Source organism: Halobacillus sp. BBL2006 (assembly GCF_000786645.1).
Taxonomy (GTDB): Bacteria; Bacillota; Bacilli; order Bacillales; family Halobacillaceae; genus Halobacillus.
Window position 1 is genome coordinate 1 of the sequence record NZ_JRNX01000063.1, and the last position, 2,314, is coordinate 2,314.

Below are 2,314 nucleotides of genomic sequence, written 5' to 3' on the forward strand. Positions count from 1 at the left end.
AACAAAGAAAGCCAACGCAAGATTTTTCGAATCTGAAGATGACGTACCACAACAAGCCATTACGATGGGGATTGCCTCGATTATGAAGAGTCATCAAATACTCCTGCTCGCTTCAGGAAAACAAAAAGCTCAGGCTGTAAAGCGACTGTTGGCTTCAGAGCCTGATGAACAATTTCCCGCTTCTATCCTTAAAACCCATCCTAGCGTCACACTCGTAGCCGATGATCCTGTACTTGAAGAAGTAGATGATTTGGTATAAAATTCCACCTCAGGTCATCCAGAATCTGAATGACCTGAGGTGGAATTATTTTACATATATTTGTTCTACTGAGTCAGATGTTTAATCGAAGCAGTTTCACTCTTATCCTCACTTCAATGGAGTGACAGATGCGACGAATCCCCTACAAACTTCCCATACTCCTTCTTAAAATGAAGCTTAACCTTCCCAACAAGACCATTCCGCTGCTTCCCGATAATTAACTCGACCTTGTCACTGTTATCATGCCATTTATAGTAATCCTCCCTATACAAGAAGGCGATGACATCTGCATCCTGCTCAATGTTTCCCGATTCACGTAGATCTGACATAAGCGGTCGTTTATCTTGCCGCTGCTCCACTGACCGGGACAGCTGGGACAATAGAATAATAGGGATTTCAAGCTCAAGGGATAACAATTTCAATTCTCTTGTAATGATGCCGATTTCGAGGTCACGACGTTCGGAGCGTGTTGAGGAGGACATAAGTTGAAGATAATCGATGATGACCAGGTGACGATCAACCTTTGCTTTTTGTACATAGGACTTCACATTTGCCCGGATATCACCGGCGGTTCGTGATTGGGTGTTAATGTTCAGAGACCATTCAGAGATCGGACCAATAACGTCCATAACGTCTATGTAATCTTAATTGCTAAAATCCATCGAGCGCCACTTCTGCCCATTAATCAAGGCTTCTGAGGAAAGAATCCGTTGCAGAAGCGGCTTCCTCCCCATTTCCAAGCTGAAGATCTGTGCACTCCCTCCTTGCTTACAGTGATGGGAAGCGAGATTTAACGCAAACGCTGTTTTCCCCATCGAAGGTCTGGCGGCGAGAATGATCAAATCGCCTTTCTGGGTACCGCCTGTCATTTGATCCAACTTTTCATACCCAGTTGAAAAACCTGTCATACCATCATGGATGGGGGTCTTCATTTCTTTTGCGATTTCAAGAAGGCTCTCACGTATTGATCCCTCGCCCTCCTTTATTCCCAACTCCCGATAAGATTCCATATGAGTACATAGCTTATCAAACGTTTCATCGTCGGGATCTTTTACGTAAGTAATAGCCGCTGCTCTTGTACGGCGGTGGCGATAAGCATCGAGAACCAACCGCTGATGATGTTTAAAGGTGGACGTCGTTGGGATCGATGTAGCAAGTTCTGTCAGATAGGTAACATTTCCAACCTCTCTGATTTTATCTTTTAACGCTGTGGTTACTGTGACCACATTCACAGGCTCATTTGCTTCATGTATTTTTCTCATCGCTTGAAAAATTATTAGATGCCTTCTATCAGAAAAATGCTCAGGTAGAAGAATGACATCATTCATAATTAATCCTTCCAGTAAAAGTGTACCGATAACCGACTGTTCTGCTTGTTGATTGCTTATCATTCCGACACCTTCCTCATCAGTTCATTCATCTTCTCTTCAAACAACCGTTTCGTTTCCTCGGGTACTTCTGCCGCTTCTTTTTTCCACTGTTGCATCTTTTCGACCATTCCATCGTCCGGCACGTGATAAACGGCAATGTCCGATAGCGTTGGAGGAAATGGTGATTCCAGCACATGCTCAGATAATCGAGTCATCACCGGTTCGTATTCCATCTTCTCGAGCTGTGCGATTATCAATGTAATCTTTCTTTTCGTAAGTGGAAACTTGTCTCCATAAAACTCTTCAATGGTCTTCAAGATTTCTACCGCTTCTTTATATGTCATAAATTTCTCTCCTTTCTAATCTCCTCAAAAATGTAGGTCTCTTTTTCGTCTTTATCCTTACCGTTTGCTCGCTTCTCCAGAGATAAGGCTTCCGCCCCTTCGATTGAAGTGACCCCTGCTGTCTGCCAACGTTTTAAGATCGCCTCACAATATTTAAAAAAGCACTTGTTCTGCTGCAATGCCCGCCTCATCGATTCGACCACTAGTTCATCCGACATCTCTTCACACCACTGTGTAATTCGTTCTGCTATAAAAGGACTCAGCATCCCAATGTTCTGTTCATAAAAATCATGAGGAGTCGAAGCCGTGGCGGCATCTTCATCTCTCTCTTTTCTTTTTCT

The 2,314-nt window shown here is 43.5% G+C and carries 3 protein-coding genes and 1 pseudogene; 1 reads left to right on the forward strand and 3 read right to left on the reverse strand.

Going from position 1 to position 2,314, the window contains the following annotated elements:
* A partial coding sequence (locus LD39_RS02375) for a 6-phosphogluconolactonase (RefSeq protein WP_035542494.1) occupies nt 1-259 on the forward strand: 259 nt, incomplete at its 5' end.
* Between the two features lie 113 nt (nt 260-372).
* Here LD39_RS02375 and dnaB read toward each other — a convergent pair.
* The 3 genes and pseudogenes from dnaB to LD39_RS02390 all read right to left on the reverse strand — a co-directional run.
* Nucleotides 373-1,650 (reverse strand): annotated as a pseudogene (gene dnaB / locus LD39_RS02380) (replicative DNA helicase).
* On the reverse strand, nt 1,647-1,973 hold the full coding sequence (locus tag LD39_RS02385) for a hypothetical protein (RefSeq protein ID WP_035542497.1): 327 nt from the start codon (nt 1,971-1,973) through the stop codon (nt 1,647-1,649). Before LD39_RS02385 ends, dnaB begins: the two are co-directional and overlap by 4 nt.
* The coding region (locus LD39_RS02390; protein WP_035542500.1) for a DnaD domain-containing protein at nt 1,970-2,314 on the reverse strand (345 nt) is incomplete at its 5' end. The genes LD39_RS02385 and LD39_RS02390, both read right to left, overlap by 4 nt.

Excerpts from the sequence above, each read along its gene's own strand:
- LD39_RS02385 (WP_035542497.1), bottom strand. The coding sequence starts at position 1,973 with ATGACATATAAAGAAGCGGTAGAAATCTTGAAGACCATTGAAGAGTTT.